Origin of the sequence: Pseudoxanthomonas mexicana (genome assembly GCF_014397415.1) — a bacterium.
Lineage (GTDB): Bacteria > Pseudomonadota > Gammaproteobacteria > Xanthomonadales > Xanthomonadaceae > Pseudoxanthomonas_A > Pseudoxanthomonas_A mexicana.
In genome coordinates this window covers 3,704,616-3,724,303 of sequence record NZ_CP060731.1, presented here as the reverse complement: position 1 = coordinate 3,724,303, position 19,688 = coordinate 3,704,616, and the positions used below count along the sequence as shown (strand labels likewise).

Annotated in this window: 18 protein-coding genes and 3 tRNA genes; 19 read left to right on the top strand and 2 right to left on the bottom strand. The window is 65.0% G+C overall.

Annotation, left to right across the window (positions count from 1 at the left end; translation table 11 throughout):
- Positions 1 to 105: 105 nt before the first annotated feature.
- The 6 genes from IAE60_RS17415 to IAE60_RS17390 are packed head-to-tail and all read left to right on the top strand — an operon-like array spanning position 106 to position 6,642.
- A complete protein-coding gene (locus IAE60_RS17415; RefSeq protein WP_244966605.1) occupies positions 106 to 591 on the top strand; it encodes a GspH/FimT family pseudopilin in 486 nt (161 codons plus the stop codon).
- A gap of 22 nt (positions 592 to 613) precedes the next feature.
- Entirely contained in the window at positions 614 to 1,093 is a 480-nt protein-coding gene (gene pilV, locus IAE60_RS17410) for a type IV pilus modification protein PilV (protein WP_244966604.1), read from the top strand.
- Entirely contained in the window at positions 1,090 to 2,166 is a 1,077-nt protein-coding gene (locus IAE60_RS17405) for a PilW family protein (RefSeq protein WP_187573191.1), read from the top strand. The genes pilV and IAE60_RS17405 overlap by 4 nt, the downstream gene beginning before the upstream one ends.
- Complete coding sequence (locus IAE60_RS17400) at positions 2,166 to 2,720, top strand: pilus assembly PilX family protein (protein WP_162110562.1); 555 nt, start codon at positions 2,166 to 2,168, stop codon at positions 2,718 to 2,720. The genes IAE60_RS17405 and IAE60_RS17400 overlap by 1 nt, the downstream gene beginning before the upstream one ends.
- A 22-nt stretch (positions 2,721 to 2,742) precedes the next feature.
- A complete protein-coding gene (locus IAE60_RS17395) occupies positions 2,743 to 6,156 on the top strand; it encodes a pilus assembly protein (RefSeq protein ID WP_187573190.1) in 3,414 nt (1,137 codons plus the stop codon).
- Positions 6,157 to 6,168: 12 nt separating this feature from the next.
- Complete coding sequence (locus IAE60_RS17390) at positions 6,169 to 6,642, top strand: type IV pilin protein (protein WP_187573189.1); 474 nt, start codon at positions 6,169 to 6,171, stop codon at positions 6,640 to 6,642.
- A gap of 101 nt (positions 6,643 to 6,743) precedes the next feature.
- On the opposite strand, the gene IAE60_RS17385 is transcribed toward IAE60_RS17390, so the two are convergent.
- A tRNA-Asn gene (locus IAE60_RS17385) sits at positions 6,744 to 6,820 on the bottom strand.
- Positions 6,821 to 6,933: 113 nt separating this feature from the next.
- Positions 6,934 to 7,503 carry a GspH/FimT family pseudopilin gene (locus IAE60_RS17380; RefSeq protein WP_244966741.1) on the bottom strand — a complete coding sequence of 190 codons (570 nt, stop codon included), beginning with the start codon at positions 7,501 to 7,503 and terminating at the stop codon, positions 6,934 to 6,936.
- A gap of 162 nt (positions 7,504 to 7,665) precedes the next feature.
- On the opposite strand from IAE60_RS17380, the gene uvrB reads away from it, so the two are divergent.
- The 13 genes from uvrB to IAE60_RS17315 all read left to right on the top strand — a co-directional run bounded on the left by uvrB (position 7,666) and on the right by IAE60_RS17315 (position 19,676).
- The gene (uvrB, locus tag IAE60_RS17375; protein ID WP_187573188.1) at positions 7,666 to 9,687 is read left to right on the top strand and encodes an excinuclease ABC subunit UvrB; all 2,022 of its coding nucleotides are present in this window, start codon (positions 7,666 to 7,668) and stop codon (positions 9,685 to 9,687) included.
- A gap of 76 nt (positions 9,688 to 9,763) precedes the next feature.
- Positions 9,764 to 9,838, top strand: a tRNA-Val gene (locus tag IAE60_RS17370).
- A 232-nt stretch (positions 9,839 to 10,070) separates the two neighbouring features.
- Positions 10,071 to 11,978: a threonine--tRNA ligase gene (gene thrS, locus IAE60_RS17365; protein ID WP_187573187.1), complete on the top strand. Its 1,908-nt coding sequence runs from the start codon at positions 10,071 to 10,073 to the stop codon at positions 11,976 to 11,978.
- A gap of 47 nt (positions 11,979 to 12,025) precedes the next feature.
- The gene (gene infC, locus IAE60_RS17360) at positions 12,026 to 12,550 is read left to right on the top strand and encodes a translation initiation factor IF-3 (RefSeq protein ID WP_162110582.1); all 525 of its coding nucleotides are present in this window, start codon (positions 12,026 to 12,028) and stop codon (positions 12,548 to 12,550) included.
- Positions 12,551 to 12,895: 345 nt separating this feature from the next.
- A complete protein-coding gene (gene rpmI / locus IAE60_RS17355; RefSeq protein WP_162110557.1) occupies positions 12,896 to 13,093 on the top strand; it encodes a 50S ribosomal protein L35 in 198 nt (65 codons plus the stop codon).
- Positions 13,094 to 13,103: 10 nt separating this feature from the next.
- Positions 13,104 to 13,463, top strand: a complete 360-nt coding sequence (rplT, locus tag IAE60_RS17350; protein ID WP_093300456.1) for a 50S ribosomal protein L20 — start codon at positions 13,104 to 13,106, stop codon at positions 13,461 to 13,463.
- Between the two features lie 188 nt (positions 13,464 to 13,651).
- Complete coding sequence (pheS, locus tag IAE60_RS17345; protein ID WP_185896769.1) at positions 13,652 to 14,647, top strand: phenylalanine--tRNA ligase subunit alpha; 996 nt, start codon at positions 13,652 to 13,654, stop codon at positions 14,645 to 14,647.
- An 88-nt stretch (positions 14,648 to 14,735) separates the two neighbouring features.
- Positions 14,736 to 17,123: a phenylalanine--tRNA ligase subunit beta gene (gene pheT / locus IAE60_RS17340; protein WP_187573186.1), complete on the top strand. Its 2,388-nt coding sequence runs from the start codon at positions 14,736 to 14,738 to the stop codon at positions 17,121 to 17,123.
- Between the two features lie 56 nt (positions 17,124 to 17,179).
- Positions 17,180 to 17,479, top strand: coding sequence for an integration host factor subunit alpha (locus IAE60_RS17335; protein WP_055936063.1), 300 nt, complete (start codon positions 17,180 to 17,182; stop codon positions 17,477 to 17,479).
- Positions 17,460 to 17,816 carry a MerR family transcriptional regulator gene (locus IAE60_RS17330; protein WP_056878218.1) on the top strand — a complete coding sequence of 119 codons (357 nt, stop codon included), beginning with the start codon at positions 17,460 to 17,462 and terminating at the stop codon, positions 17,814 to 17,816. Before IAE60_RS17335 ends, IAE60_RS17330 begins: the two co-directional genes overlap by 20 nt.
- A gap of 86 nt (positions 17,817 to 17,902) precedes the next feature.
- Positions 17,903 to 17,979, top strand: a tRNA-Pro gene (locus IAE60_RS17325).
- A 102-nt stretch (positions 17,980 to 18,081) separates the two neighbouring features.
- The gene (locus IAE60_RS17320; RefSeq protein WP_162110552.1) at positions 18,082 to 18,552 is read left to right on the top strand and encodes a cupin domain-containing protein; all 471 of its coding nucleotides are present in this window, start codon (positions 18,082 to 18,084) and stop codon (positions 18,550 to 18,552) included.
- Positions 18,553 to 18,641: 89 nt separating this feature from the next.
- Positions 18,642 to 19,676, top strand: a complete 1,035-nt coding sequence (locus tag IAE60_RS17315) for a TraB/GumN family protein (protein WP_187573185.1) — start codon at positions 18,642 to 18,644, stop codon at positions 19,674 to 19,676.
- Positions 19,677 to 19,688 lie beyond the last annotated feature (12 nt).

The window sequence follows — 19,688 nt, the reverse complement described above, 5'->3', positions numbered from 1 at the left end:
CGTCAATCGGGGGGATTGGATTCCATGCTGAGTCAGGGCGGCCAGACAGCCCCACGTGGTGCACGTGGTCAACGTGCTGCACGGGGCTTCAGTCTGATGGAATTGATGATCACCCTTGCGGTGCTCGCCATCCTGCTATCGCTTGCGGTCCCCAGCTTCACCTCGGTCATCAATGCCAATCGACTGACCGCGCAAGCCAATGAGCTGGTGGCCGACTTGCAACTGGCGCGAACCGAGGCCATCCGGCGCAACCAGCGTGTGACCGTATGTCCGAGCCTGGACAACGCGACCTGCGCGGCCGGCGGTAGCTGGGCCAATCGCATTGTCATCGCGCCGGTGGGAGCAGGCAACGAGGTGATCCGGGTCAGCGCCTCGCGGCCACCCCTGCAGTTGAGCGGCGGCGTGACCAGTATCGTGTTCAGGCCCGATGGCATCGCCCGTGATGCGGCGGGTTTGCTGTTATCGACCACGCTTACCGTTTGCCTGCCCACCACCACGCCGCAGCAAAACGTGCGCCAGGTCGCGTTGCAGTCGGGTGCCCGTGTTTCCACATCGTCGTCGGTGCATTCGACGCCGGGTGCGTGCCCCTGATCAAACCCACGAGACCACATCCATGAATATCCGTCCTCCCATCCGGATGCAATTTTCTCCCGCAGGGCAGCAGGGCGCTGGCCTACTGGAAGTGATGATCTCCATCCTCATCATGGGTATCGGTCTGCTGGGTATCGCCGCGATGCAGGCCACGGCCCTGCGCAACAGCCAGAGTTCGCTGGAGCGCAGCCAGGCCGTGATCCAGACCTACACCATCCTGGAGTCGATGCGTGCCAATCGCACGGCTGCACTGGCAGGCGAGTACAACCTGGCTCAGACCTGCGATCCGCCGGCCGCGAATGCGACGCTGGCGCAGAGTGACATGCGGGCATGGATCACATCGCTCGAGCAGACGCTGGGCAACACTGCCAACACTTGCGGCACCATCGCCTGCAACGGCGCCGACTGTACGGTGACGGTCCAGTGGGACGACAGTCGCGCGACCGGTAATGCCGGCGCGGGCGCCGCGAACTACCGCGTTGCCACCAGGACGCAGCTATGAGCAAGAGAAGCGGAATTCATCCGGTGGCGCGCCGTGCCGCACGCGGTTTCAGCCTCATCGAAATGATGATAGCCATGGTGTTGGGCCTGCTGGTGGTCGGGGCGGCCATCGGCATATTCGTCTCAAACCAGCAGGCGTATCGCGCGACCGAGGGTCTCGGCCGCGTGCAGGAGAACGTCCGCATGGCCTTCGAGATGATGGCCCGGACCGTACGCGAATCCGGTGGCAACCCTTGCAACAGCACCAACAGCATGCCGCTGATCAACGTGCTGAATAATCCGGCCAACAACTGGTGGAGTCGGTGGGGAGTCACGCCCGCCAATGCCCCGCTGGGAAGCGCGCTGGTGGGTTTTGCGCCCGGAGCTGCCGTTGACGGACTCGCGACCGGAGCGGCGGCAGGGCAGCGTGTGGCGGGGACGCCAGCGCTCGTGGTGATATCGGCAGAGCAGCGCGCGGCGACCGTCGTCTCCCATACCCCTTCCACGCAGTCATTCGTGGTCCAGAACGCCAACCATGGCTTCCAGGCAGGCGATCTGTTGGTCGTCTGTGGGCAGGACTCCGACGTTGTTTCATTGGCCAGCGTGACGGATGCCGGTGTAGGCACGGTTCGTCTGGGCGGCTTGTTTCAGATGAGCAATGCGGGTGGGGGCACGACCATTCGGCATGCCATCGGGGGCAGCACTCCGGGCAATGCATCAGCCAATCTGGGCCCCGCCGGCACGGAATTCACTTTCGGTGCGAACGCGACCATCTCGCGCGTGCAGGCGTCCGTCTGGTATGTCGGTAACGCCGCGGCACCGGCGGTCGGTAGTTCGCTCTACCAGCGGGTGCTCGGTCCCAACGGTGCCATGACCACGCAGGAAATCATTCAGGGCGTGCAGGCGATGAATCTGACTTACCTGCTGCCCGGGGCAAATGCATATGTGGCGGCGGATGCCGTGCCTGCGGCACGCTGGGGTGAGGTGGCGGCCGTCAGGATTGAACTCACCCTGCAGGGCACGCAGAACGTCGATGGCGCTCCCATTACCCGCCAACTCGTGCAGGTCGCCAACCTGCGAAACAGGAGCCTGTGATGACTGCCCTTCCTGCTTCTCCTGTCCGACAGCGAGGCGCGTCGCTCGTGGTCGTTCTGATCCTGCTGCTGGTCATGACGCTGCTGGGCCTTGCGGTACTGAGGGGTACGTTGCTTGAAGAACGGATGAGCGCGAATCTCCTGGACCGTAGCCAGAATTTCCAGGCGGCTGAAGCTGCACTCAGAGAAGCGGAGGCGTTGATCGCGGCGGGTACCTGGGGCGTTGATCCGCCGGCGGCTGGCGCCGCATGCGCGAACGGTATGTGCGGTGCGCCGGCGACCACTGTGGCAGACCGGGCGACCGACCCCGCCTTCGCGGGATGGCGTGCCGCGACCAGCAACGTCAACAACGGCATTGGCGGAGCGCAGGCCGTGCAGCCTCAGTTCTTCGTCGAGCACGCGGGATGGGTGGAAACATGGTTCGAGTGCAATGAGGCGGGCAGCAAGTATCGCGGCACCGCGCTTTGCATCCGCCCGGTCTACAAGGTGACTGCACGCAGTCAGGCCGATGGGCGCTCCAGCGTGTTGTTGCAGTCAAGTTTCGTCGCGCCGTGAACGTCGGTACGGGAGCACACTAATGAAGAAGAATACGCCGCACGCCGGCCCCTATCTCGCTCGCGTGAGAAGCACTGCCTTGGCCTTCATGGCGACTCTGCTGGCATTGCCGGCGGGCGCAGGCATCAATCTTCCGCGCGAGCCCCTGCAGTCCAGCGGGCGCGTAGCGCCCAACATCCTCTACGTGCTGGACGATTCGGGCTCGATGTCCTTCGATGCCATGCCTGCCGACAGTATCAGTGGGTGGCAGGGCAGGACGTACGTGCACAATACGGTCTACTACAATCCCGCAAGAACCTATCAACCGTGGACCAAGGCTGACGGTACGCTGATGACAGGCGGTACCTCGTATACCGCGGTCTACGGCGATTTCAATCTTGCCAGTGGCAATACGATCGATCTCTCCAATGCCGGTAGTTGCCGTAACTACAACCAGAACGACAGCACCAACAACAGTGCCGAGAATACGCAAGTCTGCGGCGGCGTGCAGACGTTCTATGTGCCCAAGAATACGGGGAATACGGATGCGGCCTATCTTGCGGATCAGGCCAATTACTACCGCTATCAGATATTCACTGATGGCGTGATTGTCCGTAGTGACTATGGCCCGCGTGTGGGCACCACATCACCGTATAACCGAGGCCTCGACAACAGGAATTGCAGTACCAGCACTAACCCCGTAAACAACTGGCGTAATTGCACCCAGGTGACGCCGACGGGTAGGTCAGAAGCGGACGAGCGCACCAATTACGCGACATGGTTCTCCTACCATCGGACTCGCATGAAGGCCGCAAAGGCCGGTTCGGGTGTGGCGTTCAATGGTTTGGCAGGCAATGTGCGCGTGGGCTTCCGTACCATTTGGCAGCGTCAGCCCGGTGGGACGCGTCCCGCCAACGAGCCCACTCAAGCCATCCCGATTCCTGTCCAGTACAACGATGGCCTGTTCGTCGATCCCAACGGCACGACAGGGGCACTCAACAATCGGACCCAGTGGTACAACCGCTTGTATGGAGCGATCGGTTACAACGGTACGCCATTGAAAGGTGCGCTCCAGCAGGCAGGCCTCTATTACAGCAGTAACTCATCCAATGGCCCTTACGGGCCACAAGCGGCCGCAAGCCAGTATTCCTGTCGTCAGAATTTCACCATTCTGACAACGGATGGTTACTGGAACGATAACGCCAACTATGTCGCAGTCAATGAGCAGGACAATACGCCCGGACCTACTGTTACCGGGCCGGGCAACCAGTCGTTCACGTATAGCGCCGTGGCGCCATATGCCAGTGCGGATTCCAATACGTTGGCCGACGTCGCCATGCGCTATTGGAAGAATGACCTGCGTACGGACTTGATCAACCAGGTGCCCACGACGAGCAGCAATCCGGCGTTCTGGCAGCACATGGTCACGTTCGGTATCTCCATCGGCTTGAAGGGCTCGGTGGATCCTGATGGTCCCTTGCCGGGGATGCCCGGAGGTCCGGCTGCGTGGCCCAACCCCAACGATGCCGCAGATCTCCGTCGTATCGACGATCTCTATCATGCCTCGGTGAACGGCCGAGGTACGTTCCTCGCAGCCTCCAATCCCGACGAGTTCGCTGAAGGTTTGCGCGCTTCACTGGCCTCCATCGTCGAGCGGACAGGTTCTTTCTCGAATCTGTCGGCCAACTCCACGCAGCTGACGTCCGGGTCGCGGTCTTACCAGGGCAGCTTTGTATCCGGCGTATGGACGGGCAACCTGATCGCCTATCCGGTGGTGTCAGGCAGCGTCAACCAGGATGCCCCCATCTGGAATGCCGCCAATGTCATTCCCACCAGCGGCCGGCGTATTTTCACCCACAATGGCACGGGCGGGGCAACCTTTCCCACGCCCGCTCAGGTCACCGCGCTGGCCAGGACCACGACGCCAGCAGTGACGGGTGCGAACAACGCGGCCTATATTGCGGGTAATCGCAGTCTTGAACTTGCCAACGGCGGCACGTTGCGCAACCGCAACCACCTGCTGGGTGACATCGTCAACTCGTCGCCGGTCTATGCGGCGCGCGAGCAGACCATCTACGTGGGTGCCAATGACGGCATGTTGCACGCGTTCAACGCGAACGACGGCGTCGAGCGCTTCGCCTACGTACCCGGTGGCATCAATCTGTCGGACCTGTCCACGCTGAGTCTGCCGGACTACGAGCACCGCTACTTTGTCGATGGGTCGATCGTCCTGTCCGACCGTTCGCAGACGCCCAGCCAGACCCTTCTGGTCGGCGCGTTGGGGCGTGGCGGCAAGGGCATCTATTCCCTGGACGTGACCACGCCCTCCAGCTTCGCGGCGGCGGACGTCAAGTGGGAGCGTTACGAGACGCCAGGCGGCAACATGGGGCTGGTCCTGGGGCAGCCGATCATCGCCAAGCTCAACAACGGCGTGACCGGCGTGATCGTACCCAACGGCGTGAATAGTGCAGGAGACAGGGCGGCACTACTGGTCTATCGCCTCAGTGACGGTCAACTGCTGGCCGAGATCGATACCGGGGTCGGTAACGGCACCACTCCCAACGGCATGTATGCGGCCACCATCCGCGACCTGGATGGCAACGGCACCGCGGACTACGTGTATGCCGGCGACCTGCTGGGCAACCTCTGGAAATTCGATCTCCGCTCCAGCAGCAGCAGCGCGTGGACCAATGCCTCCAACCGTATGGTGCTCTATACCGCTGTCAATGACGGAGGGCAGCGGCAGCCGATCACCTCCGCACCCAGTGTTGTTCGTGATCCGAATACGTTCGAGCTTTGGGTGTTCTTTGGCACCGGTCGTTTCCTCAATGAGGACGACGTTGTGAACGTGCAGGTCCAGAGCCTGTACGGAGTCAAGGACAGCGCCACAACTATCACGGGCCGCGGTGCCCTGCAGCGTCGTGTGATCTCCAGCGTCGACGCCACGACAGGGGCGCGCGCCTTCGAGGCCTCGTCAGCGCTGACCGCGGGCAGGCAAGGCTGGTACATCGATCTCGTGGATCCCCCGTACCCGCCTGGTACAGTCCGCGGCGAACGTGTCGTCAGCGACCCGCAAGTCGTGGCCGGTATCCTCATTGTGTCCAGCGTCATCCCAAGTCAGGATCCATGCCTGCCTGGTGGCAGCGGCTACCTCAATGCCTTGGATGCGTTCACCGGCACCAGCCTGTCGACATCGCTGTTCGATCTGGATGGTGATGGAGAGTTCACCGACGAATTGATCACCTCCGGTGGAACGACCCTGCCTGTGGGGTCGGTGTCGCTGGGTGGGATGGGAACGCAAGGCGCCATCTTCACGGGTGGTGGCAGCGGCGGCGGTGGCGGTGGCGGTGGAGGCCAGATCTGCGTCAACATTTCCGATGCCACCGTGGCATGCGAACGAATCCGTGAAATGCGGCGTGTCGGTCGCGTCTCCTGGCGCGAAATCATCCGAGACTGAGGAGCTTCTTAGATGCAGACCTTCCATTACAGGCGCGCCTCAGGCGTGACGACCATCACGCGCCATGTCGGGGGTTTTACCTTGATCGAGTTGCTTATCACGATCGCGATCATGGCGATCCTGGCAACTCTGGCGTACGCCAGTTATGACTCGTTCGTCGTCCGTTCGAGACGCGCTGCTGCGGCGGCCTGTCTTCAGGAACGTGCGCAATTCATGGAGCGTTTCTACACCACCAATCTGTCCTACTTCGACGCTGCCGCCAATGCGGCACCTGTTCTCGCACAGTGCGATGCCGAACTGCAGCCTCATTACCAGATCGGTTACCAGGTGACGCCCACCGCCGCAGCTCCCCGGGTGTATACCTTGCGTGCGGTACCCCAAGGCGCACAGGCGACCAAGGACAACGCCCGCTGCGGTACGCTGAGCATCACGCAAGCCGGTGTTCGTGGCAGGACGGGCTCGGCGGCAGTGACCGACTGTTGGTAGGAGCATCGTGTGCATCGCGATGAACCATGGTCAGGCAAACTGCCCGTCCCGGAGAAACAAGAAGGCCCGCATCTGACGATGCGGGCCTTCTGCTTTTCATCTGGCGCCCGAAGTTGGACTCGAACCAACGACCCCCTGATTAACAGTCAAGTGCTCTAACCGGCTGAGCTATTCGGGCGGGGCGCGTATTGTAGCGGGCACGTCGGCGCGGCGGCAAGTCGTCCGGCTTCTTTCGCGCATTTCGCTGGCGGTGGGTGCAGGCGTGGGCGCCAAGGCCTTGATTGGAAAGGTTCAGCCGGGGGGAACGCAGGGTTCGGGTTCGCTGGGGCGGGCGCTGCGGATACGGCCCGCATTGTTGATCACCACCAGTCCGCTGACTTCGCCATCGATGCACAGGCGTACCGTGAGGTTGTTGCCGGAGCTGTAGCCGGTCGGAAGGTAGCGCACCTGCCGCCGGCCCGCCGTGGACAGGAGGCGCAACCCGGGCGCATGGGGCGCGGGCTCGTTGCGGAAGACATCGAAGGTGTCGTCGGGCTGCCGGTTGCCGTCCGGATCCCGGAAGGTCAGCCAGTGCTCGCTCCAGTCGCTGTCCTGCCGGCACATGCCGTCCCCCCGGCTGGGGCATACGACGACCGGAACGTTGTGGGTGATGGCAGTGATGCGGGCCGAGGCGAAATGGGAGGTGAGCAGGTGCAGCGTGGCATCCACCTGGCTGCGTTTCTGCAATGCTCGGAACGAGGGGATGCCCACGGCGGTCAGGATCGCCAGCACGGACATCGTCACGACCAGCTCCAGCAGGGTGACACCCCGATGGCGACGATTCGTCCGCGGGAAATGAGGACAGGGTGAAGACGATGGCATCCTTGCCATGGCGCGGCTCCTTGAATGTTCCGGCGACCCCAGCATCCAGCGAGGGAACGGAGCACGCCATCAGGGCAGTCCCTGTCCTGATGTAGGAAATCCCTGCCGAAGCGATCACATCCCCGGGGCTATACTCAACGGTCGACTCCCGGACGGCCCGCGATGACCGATCGTTTCCAGCTTGTTTCCCCGTATTCGCCGGCGGGCGACCAGCCCCGCGCCATCGAGAAGCTGGTGGAGAACTTCCAGGCGGGCCTGGCCAAGCAGACGCTGCTGGGCGTGACGGGCTCGGGCAAGACCTACACGATCGCCAACGTGGTGCAGCAGATCCAGAAGCCCACCCTCGTGATGGCGCCCAACAAGACGCTGGCGGCGCAGCTGTACGGCGAGTTCAAGGCGTTCTTTCCGCACAACGCGGTCGAGTATTTCGTCAGCTACTACGACTACTACCAGCCGGAAGCCTATGTGCCGGCCAGCGATACCTTCATCGAGAAGGACAGCTCGATCAACGAGCACATCGAGCAGATGCGGCTGGCCGCCACCAAGACGCTGCTGTCCAGGCCCGATGCGCTGGTGGTCGCCACCGTGTCGGCGATCTACGGCCTGGGTGCGCCGGAGGACTACCTGTCGCTGCGTCTGATCCTGTCGCTGGGCGAGCGGATCGACCAGCGCGAGCTGATCCGCCACCTGACCCAGTTGCAGTACACCCGCAACGAATACGAACTGCAGCGCGGCACGTTCCGTGTGCGCGGCGAGATCATCGACGTGCATCCGGCGGAAAGCGATGCCGAAGCCCTGCGCATCGAGCTGTTCGATGGCGAGGTCGAGGGCCTCAGCCTGTTCGACCCGCTCACCGGCGAGTCGCTGCGCAAGCTGCAGCGCTACACGGTGTACCCCAAAACCCACTACGCCACCACCCGCGAGCGCGTGCTCTCCGCCATCGACACGATCAAGGTCGAGCTGAAGGACCGGCTGGAGCAGTTGTATGCGCAGAACAAGCTGGTCGAAGCGCAGCGCCTGGCCCAGCGCACGCAGTTCGACGTGGAAATGATGGCGGAGGTCGGCTTCTGCTCGGGCATCGAGAACTACTCGCGCCACCTGACCGGCAAGGCGCCGGGCGAACCCCCGCCGACCCTGTTCGACTACCTGCCGGCCGATGCGTTGCTGGTGATCGACGAATCGCACGTGACCATCCCGCAGATCGGCGCCATGTACAAAGGCGACCGTTCGCGCAAGGAGACACTGGTGGAATTCGGCTTCCGCCTGCCGTCGGCGCTGGACAACCGTCCGTTGCGCTTCGAGGAATGGGAGGCGCGCTCCCCCCGCAGCATCTACGTGTCGGCCACGCCGGGACCTTACGAGCTGCGTGAGTCCAATGGCGAGATCGTCGAACTGGTGGTGCGGCCGACCGGCCTGATCGATCCGGAAGTGGAAATCCGGCCGGTGGGCACGCAGGTGGACGACCTGTTGTCGGAGATCAACCTGCGTGTCTCCTGGGGCGATCGCGTGCTGGTCACCACGCTGACCAAGCGGATGGCCGAAAACCTGACCGAGTATCTGGGCGAGCACGGCATCAAGGTGCGCTACCTGCACTCGGACGTGGACACCGTGGAGCGCGTGGAGATCATCCGCGACCTGCGGCTGGGCAAGTTCGACGTGCTGGTCGGCATCAACCTGCTGCGCGAGGGACTGGACATGCCGGAGGTCTCGTTGGTGGCGATCCTGGATGCGGACAAGGAGGGCTTCCTCCGTTCCACCGGCTCGCTGATCCAGACCATCGGCCGCGCCGCCCGCAACCTCCGGGGCAAGGCGATCCTGTACGCCGACCGCATGACCCGCTCGATGCAGGCGGCCATCGACGAAACGGGTCGGCGCCGCGAGAAGCAGGTGGAGTACAACCTGGAGCACGGCATCACGCCCAAGTCGGTGGCGCGTCCGATCGTGGACATCCTGGAGGGCGCGCGCAGCGAAGCCGCCAACGAGGGCAAGGCCGGGCGGGGCAAGGGGCGGCGCGTGGCCGAGGAGCCTGTGGAGTACGGCGTGATTGAGCCGGCCAAGGCGGTGGCCCGCATCAAGGCGCTGGAACAGCAGATGTACCAGCACGCCCGCGACCTGGAGTTCGAGGACGCCGCGCGCCTGCGCGACCAGATCCAGCGGCTGAAGGAAGCCAGCCTGGGTGGCTGAGCCATCGAGCAGCGCCCCCCGGTTGTCGGCGACCCCGCATCCGGGATAGAATTCGCGCCCCTGCAAAGGGCAGACCGGGCGGTTAGCTCAGCGGTAGAGCACTACCTTGACATGGTAGGGGTCACAGGTTCGAACCCTGTACCGCCCACCACGCTTCCACGGCGTGGATTCCGGACTTCTGGGGCCAGCCCGATGCGCCATCCGTATTCACGAGGTGGCCCGCGGAAACGCCGGCCGAGCGTGCGACATGAGCACTACCATCGCCTGAACCTGGTACTGCCCGAGGCACTGCATCCCGTAGGCGCCCTCGTGGCGCTTTTTTCTTGCCCGTACGCGCCCGGCCGCCCTTGCGCCGGCGTCACCCAGACCGAGTCCACGCTCCGATGATCACGATCACGCTCCCCGACGGCAGCCGCCGCGAGTTCGAGAATCCCGTCTCCGTCCTGCAGGTGGCGCAGTCCATCGGTGCGGGCCTGGCCAAGGCCACCGTGGCTGGCGCCGTCGATGGCGTGCTGGTCGATGCCAGCGACGTCATCGACCATGACGCCGCGCTGCGGATCATCACGCCGAAGGACGAGGAGGGTGTGGAGATCATCCGCCACTCCTGCGCGCACCTGGTTGGCCATGCGGTCAAGCAGCTGTACCCGGACGTGAAGATGGTCATCGGTCCGGTCATCGCCGAAGGCTTCTACTACGACATCTACAGCGAGCGCCCGTTCACGCCGGAAGACCTGGCGGCGGTCGAGCAGCGCATGCAGGAACTGATCGCGCAGGACTACGACGTCATCAAGAAGATGACGCCGCGCGCCGAGGTGGTCGAGGTCTTCAAGGCCCGCGGCGAGGAGTACAAGCTGCGCCTGATCGAGGACATGGGCCCTGAAGTCACGGCCATGGGCCTGTACTACCACCAGGAATACGTGGACATGTGCCGAGGCCCGCACGTGCCGAACACGCGCTTCCTGAAGGCCTTCAAGCTGACCCGCATTTCCGGCGCCTACTGGCGCGGCGATGCCAAGAACGAGCAGCTGCAGCGCATCTACGGCACAGCCTGGGCCGACAAGAAGCAGCTGGAGGCCTACATCCAGCGCATCGAGGAAGCCGAGAAGCGCGACCATCGCAAGATCGGCAAGCAGCAGGAGCTGTTCCACCTGCAGGAAGAGGCCCCGGGGCTTGTGTTCTGGCACCCGAAGGGCTGGGCCATCTGGCAGGTGGTCGAGCAGTACATGCGCAAGGTCTACCGCGACAGCGGCTACCAGGAAGTGCGTTGCCCGCAGATCCTCGATGTCGCCTTGTGGAAGAAGTCCGGCCACTGGGACAACTACAAGGAAAACATGTTCTTCAGCGAGTCGGAGAACCGCACCTACGCGGTCAAGCCGATGAACTGCCCGGGCCATGTGCAGGTGTTCAACCAGGGCCTGCACAGCTACCGCGACCTGCCAATCCGCTACGGCGAGTTCGGCGCCTGCCATCGCAACGAACCGTCCGGCGCGCTGCACGGCATCCTGCGCGTGCGCGGCTTCACCCAGGACGACGGCCACATCTTCTGCACCGAGGACCAGATCGAGGCCGAGGTCACGGCGTTCCACCAGCAGGCGCTGAAGGTGTACTCGGACTTCGGGTTCGAGGACATCCAGATCAAGATCGCCCTGCGCCCCGAGTCGCGCCTGGGCGACGACGCCACCTGGGACAAGGCCGAGGCCGCCCTCCGTGCCGCCCTGCGCAGCTGCGGGGTGGAATGGCAGGAGTTGCCGGGCGAGGGCGCCTTCTACGGTCCCAAGATCGAGTACCACCTGAAGGACGCCATCGGCCGGACCTGGCAGCTGGGGACCATGCAGGTCGACTTCATGATGCCGGGCCGCCTGGGCGCCGAGTACGTGGACGAGAACAGCCAGCGCCAGCACCCGGTCATGCTGCACCGGGCCATCGTGGGCTCGATGGAGCGATTCATCGGCATCCTGATCGAGCACCATGCTGGTGCATTCCCGTCCTGGCTGGCCCCCCAGCAGGCCGTGGTGATGAATATCACCGACGCCCAGGCCGATTATGTGGCTGAAGTCAGGAAAACCCTTGCAAATCAAGGTCTCCGGGTGGCGGCCGATTTGCGGAACGAGAAAATCGGCTATAAGATTCGCGAGCACACGCTGCAGCGGGTGCCATACCTGCTGGTGGTCGGAGACCGCGAGAAGGAAAATGGCGCCGTCGCCGTACGCACGCGTTCCGGGGAGGATCTGGGCACCATGTCCGTTGCCGCCTTCGCCGAACGTTTGCGGAACGAGCACGCTGTGAACTAGGTTCCGGTCCATCGCGGACCGGTGCACCCCTCCCTGGAGACTGCAACATCAGCACCCCTGACAACAAGCAAAACCGCAAGAACCACGAAATCCGCGTGCCGCGGGTGCGCGTGATCGGTTCCGATGGCGAAATGATCGGCGTGCTCACGCGCGACGAGGCGCTGGCCAAGGCGGAAGACGAAGGACTGGACCTGGTCGAGATCCAGCCCAATGCCGAGCCGCCTGTCTGCAAGATCATGGACTTCGGCAAGTTCAAGTTCGAGATGCAGAAGAAGGCCAACGAGGCCAAGAAGAAGACCAAGCAGGTCGAGATCAAGGAACTGAAGTTCCGTCCGGTCACCGACGAGGGCGACTACCAGATCAAGATGCGCAACATCCGTCGCTTCCTGCAGGAGGGCGACAAGGTCAAGGTGAACATCCGCTTCCGCGGTCGCGAGATGAGCCACCAGGAGCTGGGTCGCGAGATGGCGGCACGCATCGAGGCCGAACTGGGCGACGAGATCGTCATCGAATCCCGCCCGCGCCTGGAAGGCCGGCAGATGGTCATGATGATCGCCCCCAAGAAGAAGTGATGTCAGCGGCTTGGCCGCTGACGCCGACTGTTCCCCTCGCCCCGCGTGCGTGGAGAGGGCAAAGGGTGAGGGGAAGGCGCCGCAAGGCGCCTTTCGCTTTCCCGCTTCCCTGCTAAGTAGCCGGATTTGCAAGAAAAAACGGCAGCGGGCATAATACGCGGCCCGGTATGCCGGGAGGCTGCTCGCAGCCGATGGACCCGTCGGCGGTTCCTTCATGGAATCAACGACTTACAAGCCGATATGGGCATGGATGGAAAGACTGGCCTTTGGTCTTCGCGGCAACCCCGCAAGGCATCGAAAGGGCGGCGCCCGCATCAGTGACATAAACCCGTCAAGGACATAGCAATGCCCAAGATCAAGACCCACCGGGCGGCGGCCAAGCGTTTCCGCAAGACCGCCTCCGGCAAGTTCAAGGCTGGCCACGCCAACCGTAGCCACATCCTCACCAAGAAAGCGACCAAGCGTAAGCGTGGCCTGCGTGCGACGAACATCGTCCGCGCCGAGGACAGCGGCCGTTTGAACCGCATGCTTCCCTACCTCTGAGGACTGAGACATGGCACGAGTTAAGCGTGGCGTGATGGCGCGTCGCCGTCACAAGAAGGTCCTCAACCTGGCCAAGGGCTACTACAACGCCCGTCGCAAGGTGTTCCGCGTCGCCAAGCAGGCGGTCATCAAGGCGCAGCAGTATGCCTACATCGGCCGCAAGCAGAAGAAGCGCAACTTCCGTTCGCTGTGGATCACCCGCATCAATGCGGCCGCCCGCATCAACGGCCTGAGCTACAGCCGCTTCATGAACGGCCTGCTGAAGGCCGGCATCACCCTGGACCGCAAGGTGCTGGCCGACATCGCCGTGCACGACGCGGCCGGTTTTGCGGCCCTGGCTGAAAAGGCGAAGGGCGCACTCGCGGCGTAAGCCGCGTCTCCACCGTAAAGCACTCCGGCAGTCCACCGCCGGGAACACGTGGGGAAGGGCGCGAGTCCTTCCCCATTGTTTTTTGGGGGTTCTGCCTCGTGGGAGCGACGTGAGTCGCGATGGGCCGTCCGGCCTTCCAGCGCGACTCACGTCGCTCCTACGAGTTGGCGCCCTCTCATGGACATCCAATGAGCGATATCGAATCCCTGTCCAAGCAAGCCCTGGCCGACATCGCGGCAGCACAATCGCCCGACGTGGTGGAACAGCTGCGTGTCGCCCTGCTGGGCAAGAACGGCAGCATCACCACGCAGCTGAAGCAGCTGGGGGCACTGCCCGCCGACCAGCGCAAGGCCGCCGGCGAAGCGATCAATCGCGCGCGCGACGCGATCGGCGAGGCGTTGTCGGTCCGCAAATCCGTGCTGGAAGACGCCGCGCTCGACGCGCGCCTGGCCGGCGAAGCCATCGACGTAACGCTGCCGGGCAGGAACGGCACGCGGGGCGGGCTGCATCCGATCAGCCGCACGCTGGAGCGCATCGCCGACATTTTCGGCCGACTGGGCTACGAGCTGGCCGACGGCCCGGAGATCGAGGACGACTGGCACAACTTCGAAGCGCTGAACTTCCCGCCGCATCACCCGGCGCGCGCCATGCACGACACGTTCTACTTCGGCGATGGCCGCCTGCTGCGCACGCATACCTCCGGCGTGCAGGTGCGTTACATGGACGCCCACCAGCCGCCGCTGCGGATGATCGCGGCGGGCAAGGTCTACCGCAGCGACAGCGACCAGACGCATTCGCCGATGTTCCACCAGGTCGAAGGCCTGCTGGTCGACGAACACTCCACGTTCGCCGACCTCAAGGGCACGCTGGCCGAATTCGTGCGCGCGTTCTTCGAGCGCGATTTCGAGATGCGCTTCCGTCCCAGCTACTTTCCGTTCGTCGAGCCGGGCGCAGAAGTGGACATCGCCTGGCAGCAACCGGACGGCAGCACGCGCTGGCTGGAAGTGCTGGGCTGCGGCATGGTGCATCCGAACGTGCTGCGCAACTGCGGCATCGATCCGGAGCGTTACACCGGCTTCGCGTTCGGCCTGGGCGTGGAACGCTTCGCGATGCTGCGATACGGCGTCAACGACCTGCGCGCGTTCTTCGAGAACGATGTGCGGTTCCTGAAGCAGTTCGCGTAGCGCGGACTTCAGTCCGCCGCTGTTCCGGCATCACGACACCCGATACATGGCAATGGCGGGCCCAGGCCCGCCCTACGGTAACGAGACGATGAAATTTTCCGAGAATTGGCTGCGCAGCCACGTGCCCACCCAGGCCACCCGCGATGAGCTGGCGGCCACGCTGACCGCGATAGGCCTGGAAGTCGAAGAGGTTGCCGCATTGGGCGACGGGCTGGCGAACGTCGTGGTCGCGCGCATCGTCGAATGCGCGAAGCATCCGGAAGCCGATCGCCTGCAGGTCTGCCAGGTGGATGCGGGGCAAAGCGGCCTGCTGCAGATCGTCTGCGGCGCGCCCAACGCGCGCCCGGGCCTGCTGGCGCCGCTGGCGATGGTGGGCGCCAACGTTGGCGGCATCGCCATCAAGGCAGCCAAACTTCGGGGCGTGGAGTCGAACGGCATGTTGTGCTCGGCCAAGGAACTGGGCATCGACGCCGATGCGTCCGGCCTGCTCGAGCTGCCCTCCGACGCACCCGTCGGTACGCCGGTTGCCGACTATCTCGGCCTGCCGGATGCCAGCATCGAGATCAAACTGACGCCGAACCGCGCCGACTGCTTCAGCGTGCGGGGTATCGCGTACGACGTAGCCGCATCGATGGGCAGCGAGGTGAAGCCGCTGGACGCCGCGCCCGTGCCGGCGCAGAGCCCGGTGACGATGGACGTCGCGCTGGAGGCCGGTGCGAAGGTGCCGCGCTTTGCCGGCCGCGTGATCGAAGGCGTCGACGCGCGGGCGGCCACGCCCATCTGGATGGCCGAGCGCCTGCGCCGCAGCGGCGTGCGTCCGATCAGCTTCCTGGTGGACGTCACCCAGTACGTGATGCTCGAACTGGGCCAGCCCATGCACGCCTTCGATCGCGACACGTTGACCGGGCCGGTCGTCGTGCGTCCCGCACGGGCGGACGAGCAGGCCACGCTCTTGGACGGCCGTACCGTGGCGCTGGACGACGATTTCCTGGTGGTGTCCGACAGCCGCGATGGCCGCGCCTCGCGCGCCGTCGCACTGGGCGGCATCATGGGCGGCCTCGACACCCGCGTGACCGATGCGACGAAGAACGTCTTCCTGGAAGCCGCGCACTGGATCCCGTCGGCCATCATCGGCCGCAGCCGCAGGCTGGGCCTGCATACCGATGCCGGCCACCGTTTCGAGCGCGGCGTCGACCCCGAACTGCCGCGCGTGGCCGTGGAGTACGCGACCCGCCTGATCCTCGACGTCGCCGGCGGCACGCCGGGCCCGACGACGGTGGTCGAGCATGCCGAGCATCTGCCTGTTCCTACGGCGATCCGCCTGCGCCGTGCACGCATCGCCCGCGTGCTGGGCGTGGACATCGCGGACGCCGAGATCGAGCGCATCCTGCGCGCGCTGGGCCTGCAGGCGGCGGCGGTCGCCGATGGCTGGAGTGTGGTGCCGCCGACCCGTCGCTTCGACATCGCGATCGAAGAAGACCTGATCGAGGAGCTGGCCCGCATCCACGGCTACGACCGCGTGCCCACCACGCTGCCCGGTGGTGCGACGCGCATCGCCTCGCCCAGCGAGACGCGCGTGGAGGCCGGGGTGGTGCGTCGCCAGCTGGCCGCGCGCGACTATCTGGAAACGGTGAACTTCGCGTTCGTCGACGCGCAGTGGCTGGCGCACTGGCAGGTGGCCGACGGGGCCGTTCCGCTGGCCAACCCGCTGAGTGCCGAACTGGCCGTCATGCGCACGGCGCTGCTGCCCGGCGTGGTGGCCGCCCTGCAGCGCAACGTGGCGCGCCAGGCGGGGCGCGTGCGCCTGTTCGAGATCGGCAACGTGTTCCAGGCCGAGGTCGGCACCGCGCCACGCGAAACCGTCCGCCTTGCTGCCGCGGTGGCGGGTGGAGCGGCGGCCGAACAGTGGGGCCAGCCGGCCCGCAAGGTGGACTTCCACGATCTGAAGGGCGACCTGGAAAGCGTCGCCGCGCTGTCCGGCGCCCAGCTGGAGTTCCGGCCATCGCTCGCGTCCCACGGACATCCGGGCCGTTCGGCCGATGTCTACCGCGACAACCAGAAGGTGGGCTGGATCGGGCAGCTGCACCCCCGTCTGCAGCGTGCGCTGGACCTGGACGCGGAGGTGATCGCGTTCGAAGTGGACCTGGCGCCCCTGAGCGCCCGCGCGCTGCCGCGGGCCGGCGACCTGTCGCGCTATCCGTCCGTCCGCCGGGATCTTGCGTTCGTCGTCGCCGATACGGTGCCGTGGGCGCAGATCGCGGCCACGGCGCGTACCGCCGCGGGCCCGCTGCTGCGGGACGTCCAGCTGTTCGACCGGTACGTCGGGCAAGGGGTCGAATCCGGTCAAAAGAGTCTCGCTATGGGCTTGATTTTGCAGGACAACTCACGCACTCTCACCGACGCCGACGTGGCGCAGGTCGTGGCGCAGGTCGTGGCGGCCATCGCCGACGCGCATGGCGCGAAGGTGCGCGGATGATCGGCATGAAGACAGTGGCGTGGCCGGCGACGGCCGCAATGGGGAAGCAGTAGTCCATGGCATTGACGAAGGCGGAGATGGCCGAACGTCTGTTCGACGAGGTCGGCCTGAACAAGCGCGAGGCGAAGGAATTCGTCGACGCCTACTTCGACGTCCTGCGCGAAGCCCTGGAACAGGGTCGGCAGGTGAAGCTGTCGGGCTTCGGCAACTTCGACCTGCGGCGCAAGAACCAGCGCCCGGGCCGCAATCCGAAGACCGGCGAGGAAATCCCGATCTCGGCGCGGACGGTGGTGACCTTCCGGCCGGGCCAGAAACTCAAGGAGCGGGTGGAAACGTATGCTGGATCCGGGCAGTAACCGCGAGCTTCCGCCGATCCCGGCCAAGCGCTACTTCACCATCGGTGAGGTCAGCGAGCTGTGCGACGTCAAGCCGCATGTGCTGCGCTACTGGGAAACGGAGTTCCCCAGCCTGGAGCCGGCCAAGCGCCGCGGTAACCGCCGGTACTACCAGCGCCATGACGTGCTGATGGTCCGCCAGATCCGCAGCCTGCTGTACGAACAGGGCTATACCATCGGCGGCGCCCGCCTGCGCCTGGAAGGCGAGGGCGCCAAGCAGGAAGCCGCGCTGAGCCACCAGATCGTGCGCCAGGTGCGCATGGAACTGGAAGAAATCCTGCAGTTGTTGCGGCGGTGACGCATGACGGCGCTCCTGCTGGGAGTCGCCGGCGAATTCCGGCTATAATGCGCGGCCCGTCGCAAGGCGGGCCGATCCGCGAGATTCGGGGCGTAGCGCAGCCTGGTAGCGCATCTGCCTGGGGGGCAGAGGGTCGTCGGTTCAAATCCGGCCGTCCCGACCAATCGCGGTTCGACATCAAGCCTGCGCTCAAGCGTGGGCTTTTTTGTGCCCGGCGCACGCGCCCGGCGACGGCGGGCCCTCCGCTCTGCATACAGGAACGCCCATGCATCCAAGAGCCGAAGAGCTGATCCGCACGCTGCAGTTGGCGCCGCATCCCGAGGGGGGGCACTTCCGCCGGGTATACGAATCGGCCAAGCGCACCGAAGTGAATGGGATCGAGCGGCCGACGCTGACGGCCATCAAGTTCCTGTTGCCGGCCGACGTGACGACACGCTGGCACCGGGTGGATGCCACCGAGGTCTGGGACTGGCACGAAGGCAGTCCGTTGGAGCTGTCGATGTTCGATCCCGAGCAGCGCACGCTGACCCGGGTGCAACTGGATACCTCCGCCCGGGGAGGCCAGGCCAACCAGGTGGTGCCCGCGGGCATCTGGCAAAGCGCGCGTTCACTCGGCGAGTACACGCTGGTGGATTGCTCGGTGTCCCCGGGCTTCAGCTGGCAGGGCTTCGAGCTGATGCAGAGCGGCAGCGAGGTCGCGCGCACGCTGCGCGATGCGGGCGGCAAGGTCGCCTGAACGGAAACCCCCTCGGCCGCTACACGCTGCGCGCCGTCCGTCTTTCCCAAAGGCAAACTTCCGCGATCCTTCCGCTTGGAGTCGCCGCGATGCGTTTGTCGTTCTACGGCATGTTGTGGCTGTCGTTGCTGGTCGCGTGGGCCCCCGCACATGCACAGGATGTTCCGGAGAGCGAACCGGTGCCGCCGGTGGCCGGGACCGGCGTGATCGACATGGAGGCCGTGGTCGTCGCCGGCGTGCAGCCCGGGCCCGGCCTGTGGAAGGTGCGCCAGGGCGATCACCTGCTGTATGTGCTGGGCACGCAGTCGCCGCTGCCGAAGAACATCACCTGGCGCTCCGATGAGGTCGACCAGGTCCTGCAACTCGCGGACGAGGTACTGGCCTCGCCCGGCATCAGCGTCGGTACCGATATCGGCTTCTTCCGTGGACTCACGCTGCTGCCTTCCGCGATGAGGGCCTCCAAGAACCCGGACGGACAGAAGCTGCAGGACGTCCTGCCGCCCGCGTTGTACGCCCGCTGGGCCGTGCTGAAGCAGCGCTACATGGGACGTGACGGAGGCATCGAGAAGAAGCGTCCGCTGATTGCGGCGTTCCAGCTTTACTCCGAAGCCTTGTCGGACTCGGGCCTGCGCGAGGGCGGCGTCATCAATCCGGTGATCGATGCCGTGTTGAAGCGGCGCAAGATGAAGCGTACGCCGACGGTGCTGAACATCAAACTGGACGATCCGCGTGCGGCGCTGGCGGATTTCCGCAAGGAAACCCTCAAGCCCGAGGATCTCGCCTGTTTCAGCAAGACGCTCGATGTCATCGAGGGCGATCTGCCGCACGTGGCGGCGCGTGCCAATGCCTGGGCGGTGGGGGACTGGCCGGCGTTGCGGTCCGGGGCGCGGCAGGACTGGCAGCAGGCCTGCGAGCTGGCCTGGTTCAACACCGAGACGGCGCGCAAGCGCGGCATTTCCGACGTGGAAGCGCGCATGCAGGCGCGCTGGATGGAGGTCGCCGAAGGCGCGCTGCAGAAGAACCGGATCACCTTCGCCACCGTGCCGGTATGGCAGCTGGTCAAGCCCGGCGGTTATCTCGCGGCGCTGCAGGCCAAGGGATACGAGGTGGAAGCGCCGGAGTGATCCGGCGCCTTC